The sequence below is a fragment of the Hydrotalea lipotrueae genome (assembly GCF_019249625.1).
GTDB classification, from domain to species: Bacteria; Bacteroidota; Bacteroidia; order Chitinophagales; family Chitinophagaceae; genus Hydrotalea; species Hydrotalea flava.
Window position 1 is genome coordinate 1 of the sequence record NZ_JAESDL010000050.1, and the last position, 5,383, is coordinate 5,383.

Consider the following 5,383-nt stretch of genomic DNA (forward strand, 5'->3'; position numbering starts at 1 on the left):
TCAAATTTTTTTCAAATAAATTGATAAAAAAGTTTGGATAGGAAAGTTGGTGGCATTACATTTGCAACCCCAATAACGACAGAGTGGTAATGGGATGCGGAGTTGATGTGGGGAATAGTGGGTAGTAGATATGTGAGAAAAGGGTATGCGAAAGGGTTAGATGTTATAGAGATATTAGAGATATTATTATAAAGTTCTTTGAAATATTGGAAGCAACAGTACTTAATAGAGATATTAGGTAAGATTTTTAGCGAAAGAGAAAAGAACACAGAAGAAGATCGGACGTTAATTTTTGAGAGAAAGTTAAGTCAGATTAGACAATCTATTTACAATGGAGAGTTTGATCCTGGCTCAGGATGAACGCTAGCGGCAGGCTTAATACATGCAAGTCGAGGGGCAGCACGGTATAGCAATATATGGGTGGCGACCGGCAAACGGGTGCGGAACACGTACACAACCTTCCGGTGAGCGGGGGATAGCCCAGAGAAATTTGGATTAATACCCCATACTATAATGATCAGGCATCTGGTTATTATCAAAGGCTTCGGCCGCTTATTGATGGGTGTGCGTCTGATTAGGTAGTTGGCGGGGTAGAGGCCCACCAAGCCTACGATCAGTAGCTGATGTGAGAGCATGATCAGCCACACGGGCACTGAGACACGGGCCCGACTCCTACGGGAGGCAGCAGTAAGGAATATTGGACAATGGACGCAAGTCTGATCCAGCCATGCCGCGTGAAGGATGAATGCCCTCTGGGTTGTAAACTTCTTTTACAGGGGAAGAAAGTTATCTTTTTTAGGATATTTGACGGTACCCTATGAATAAGCACCGGCTAACTCCGTGCCAGCAGCCGCGGTAATACGGAGGGTGCAAGCGTTATCCGGATTCACTGGGTTTAAAGGGTGCGTAGGCGGGTATGTAAGTCAGTGGTGAAATACCGGAGCTTAACTTCGGAACTGCCATTGATACTATATATCTTGAATATTGTGGAGGTAAGCGGAATATGTCATGTAGCGGTGAAATGCTTAGAGATGACATAGAACACCGATTGCGAAGGCAGCTTACTACGCAAATATTGACGCTGAGGCACGAAAGCGTGGGGATCAAACAGGATTAGATACCCTGGTAGTCCACGCCCTAAACGATGATTACTCGACATTAGCGATACACAGTTAGTGTCTGAGCGAAAGCATTAAGTAATCCACCTGGGAAGTACGACCGCAAGGTTGAAACTCAAAGGAATTGGCGGGGGTCCGCACAAGCGGTGGAGCATGTGGTTTAATTCGATGATACGCGAGGAACCTTACCTGGGCTAGAATGCGGTTTGACGGTGGGTGAAAGCTCACTTTGTAGCAATACACAGATCGTAAGGTGCTGCATGGCTGTCGTCAGCTCGTGCCGTGAGGTGTTGGGTTAAGTCCCGCAACGAGCGCAACCCCTATCAGTAGTTGCCAACAGGTAAAGCTGGGAACTCTACTGAAACTGCCGCCGTAAGGCGTGAGGAAGGAGGGGATGATGTCAAGTCATCATGGCCTTTATGCCCAGGGCTACACACGTGCTACAATGGGGAGGACAAAGGGCAGCGACACAGTGATGTGAAGCCAATCCCAAAAACCTTCTCTCAGTTCAGATTGGAGTCTGCAACTCGACTCCATGAAGCTGGAATCGCTAGTAATCGTATATCAGCAATGATACGGTGAATACGTTCCCGGACCTTGCACACACCGCCCGTCAAGCCATGGGAGCCGGGTGTACCTAAAGTCGGTAACCGCAAGGAGCTGCCTAGGGTAAAACTGGTGACTGGGGCTAAGTCGTAACAAGGTAGCCGTACCGGAAGGTGCGGCTGGAATACCTCCTTTTAGAGCTTAGCTAAGAATTTTAAACTGTTGCTTCTGATACTTTCAATTTTTAAGAAATGAAGTTCTTTTAAAAGAGATAAATATAAGAGAAGAAGTTGGCCCGTTCAGACCCGTAGCTCAGTTGGTTAGAGCGCTACACTGATAATGTAGAGGTCACCAGTTCAACTCTGGTCGGGTCTACTTAAAAAGAAGAAGAAGTAACCCTTGGGGGGTTAGCTCAGTTGGCTAGAGCATCTGCCTTGCACGCAGAGGGTCATCGGTTCGACTCCGATATCCTCCACAGAAAACGGTGGGAGCGAGAAGAGGGGAAGGAAGAAAAACAGAGATAGAGAGATAGAGTTGTTTAAGAAGCTGTCGCAGGGTTGAAAAGCCATGCGAAGAGATGTGAACAGAGCAAAAGAAGGCTGTTCGCTTGGTTCAAGTCCAACACATCGGCGAAGGGTAAGCAAGGGAAACTGAGTTTATCAAAGATCTTTGACATATTGGGAAAGTAAAATTGTAGTAAATAGTCGTATACGCCTGTATGCAAAGGAGTATATGGAAAGATTTTTAAAGCGAATAAGGGCGCATGGTGGATGCCTTGGGTCTGAGAGGCGAAGAAGGACGTGGTAAGCTGCGAAAAGCCGGGGGGAGCTGCACACAAGCGAAATATCCCCGGGTCTCCGAATGGGACAACCCACTATACTGAAGGTATAGTACTCGAAAGAGAGCCAACCTCCTGAACTGAAACATCTAAGTAGGGAGAGGAAAAGAAAACAATAGTGATTTCCTGAGTAGTGGCGAGCGAAAAGGGAAGAGCCCAAACCGCAGGAGCGAGCTTTTGCGGGGTTGTAGGACTACATTTAGGAATTATCAAGAAGCTGAATTATCTGGAAAGATAAGCCATAGCAGGTGAAAGCCCTGTAGGCGTACAATGATAAGGACGCGTAGTATCCTGAGTAGTGCGGGACCGGAGGAATCCTGCATGAACCAGCCAGCACCATCTGGTAAGGCTAAATACTCCTCAGACACCGATAGTGAACCAGTACCGTAAGGGAAAGGTGAAAAGTACCCCGAATAGGGGAGTGAAATAGTACCTGAAACCGTGCGCTTACAAGCGGTCGGAGCTCTCAAGAGTGACGGCGTGCCTTTTGCATAATGAGCCTACGAGTTGCTCCTAACTGGCGAGGTTAAGTTCTTCAGTAACGGAGCCGTAGCGAAAGCGAGTCCGAATAGGGCGAATAGTCAGTTGGGGCAGACGCGAAACTTTGTGATCTATCCATGAGCAGGTTGAAGTTCCGGTAACACGGAATGGAGGACCGAACCCGTTAGCGTTGAAAAGCTTTGGGATGACTTGTGGATAGGGGTGAAAGGCCAATCAAACTGAGAGATAGCTCGTTCTCCCCGAAATGTTTTTAGGAACAGCCTCAGATATAGAAGTTTACCAGAGGTAGAGCTACTGATTGGGCTAGGGGGTTTCATCGCCTACCAAACCCTGACAAACTCCGAATGCTGGTAAATATCTCTGGGAGTGAGGCTGCGGGCGCTAAGGTCCGTGGCCGAGAGGGAAATAACCCAGATTAGCAACTAAGGCCCCCAATACGTAGTTAAGTTGAACAAACGAGGTGAGACTTCAATAACAGCCAGGATGTTTGCTTGGAAGCAGCAATTCATTTAAAGAGTGCGTAACAGCTCACTGGTCGAGAGGTCTTGCACGGAAAATAATCGGGCATCAAACTACGAGCCGAAGTTCTAAAATTATACTTTTAGTATAATTGGTAGGGGAGCATTGAAACCAGCGTTGAAGGTGTGGCGTGAGCCATGTTGGAGCGGTTTCAAAAGAAAATGTAGGCATAAGTAACGATAAAAGGAGTGAAAAACTCCTTCGCCGAAAGTCTAAGGTTTCCTGATCAACGTTAATCGGATCAGGGTTAGTCTGGACCTTAGGAGCACCCGAAAGGGGAATCTGATGGGAAGCGGGTTAATAATCCCGCACCTGCTATACGATGAAAGTGACGCAGTGACGTGGTGGTTGCGAACAGACGGATGTTCGCCTGAGAGGAATCTTCGGAGGAATCGAAACCATAAAATTGCTGCCAAGAAAAGCGAGTATAGCAGCCAGTACCGCAAACCGACACAGGTAGACGGGATGAGTATTCTAAGGCGCTCGGGTGAGCCGTGGAGAAGGAACTAGGCAAATTGACGCTGTAACTTCGGGATAAAGCGTACCGCTGCGAAGCGGTCTCAGTAAAATGGTTCAACCAACTGTTTAACAAAAACACAGGGCCCTGCAAAATCGTAAGATGACGTATAGAGCCTGATACCTGCCCGGTGCCGGAAGGTTAAGGAAGGGGGTTAGGATTAAACCGAAGCTCTTGACTGAAGCCCCGGTAAACGGCGGCCGTAACTATAACGGTCCTAAGGTAGCGAAATTCCTTGTCGGGTAAGTTCCGACCTGCACGAATGGTCTAATGAGTTGAACACTGTCTCCTCCACGAGCCCGGTGAAATTGTAGTATCGGTGAAGATGCCGGTTACCCGCCACGGGACGGAAAGACCCCGTGAACCTTCACTACAACTTTGCATTGATTTTGAGCAACAAATGTGTAGGATAGTTGGGAGACTATGAAGTAGTGTCGCCAGGCATTATGGAGTCAACGTTGAAATACCAACCTTTTGTTGCTTAGAACCTAATCCCGCCAGAGGCGGGAGACATTGCATGGTGGGTAGTTTGACTGGGGTGGTCGCCTCCTAAAAAGTAACGGAGGCTCGCAAAGGTACCCTCAGTACGGTTGGTAATCGTACGCAGAGCGCATTAGTAGAAGGGTGCTTGACTGTGAGGCAGACAAGCCGAGCAGGTGCGAAAGCAGGCTAAAGTGATCCGGTGGTTCTGTATGGAAGGGCCATCGCTCAAAGGATAAAAGGTACTCCGGGGATAACAGGCTGATCTTACCCAAGAGCTCATATCGACGGTAAGGTTTGGCACCTCGATGTCGGTTCGTCACATCCTGGGGCTGGAGAAGGTCCCAAGGGTTCGGCTGTTCGCCGATTAAAGTGGCACGTGAACTGGGTTCAGAACGTCGCAAGACAGTTCGGTCCCTATCTGTGGTGGGCGTTAGTAAATTGAGTGGACGTGACCTTAGTACGAGAGGACCGGGTTGCATGTACCGCTGGTGTATCAGTTGTGCCGCCAGGTGCAATGCTGAGTAGCTATGTACAGTCAGGATAAACGCTGAAAGCATCTAAGCGTGAAACCTTCCACAAGATGAGTTTACTTTTAAGGGTCGTCAGAGACGATGACGTTGATAGGCTACAGATGTACAGCTGGTAACAGCAAAGTCGAGTAGTACTAATTACCCGTAAGCTTTATTTTTTTTATTTACACAAAACACTTCCCAATATGTTAACTTATTGAAGAGTTTATGGTGGTTATACCGAGGGTGTTCACCTCTTCCCATTCCGAACAGAGAAGTTAAGTCCCTCATGGCCAATGGTACTTGGGCCTTGTCCCTGGGAGAGTAGGTAGCTGCCGTATTTATCTTAAAG

The 5,383-nt window shown here is 47.8% G+C and carries 2 tRNA genes and 3 rRNA genes; all 5 read left to right on the forward strand.

What is annotated here, in order from left to right:
* Positions 1-328 precede the first annotated feature (328 nt).
* Positions 329-1,859 (forward strand): 16S ribosomal RNA (locus JK139_RS15195).
* A 106-nt stretch (positions 1,860-1,965) separates the two neighbouring features.
* A tRNA-Ile gene (locus JK139_RS15200) sits at positions 1,966-2,039 on the forward strand.
* A gap of 26 nt (positions 2,040-2,065) precedes the next feature.
* Positions 2,066-2,139, forward strand: a tRNA-Ala gene (locus tag JK139_RS15205).
* Between the two features lie 268 nt (positions 2,140-2,407).
* Positions 2,408-5,210, forward strand: a 23S ribosomal RNA gene (locus tag JK139_RS15210).
* A 48-nt stretch (positions 5,211-5,258) separates the two neighbouring features.
* Positions 5,259-5,372, forward strand: a 5S ribosomal RNA gene (gene rrf / locus JK139_RS15215).
* Together the 16S, 23S and 5S rRNA genes with 2 tRNA genes alongside form the textbook arrangement of a ribosomal RNA operon.
* Positions 5,373-5,383: the final 11 nt, after the last annotated feature.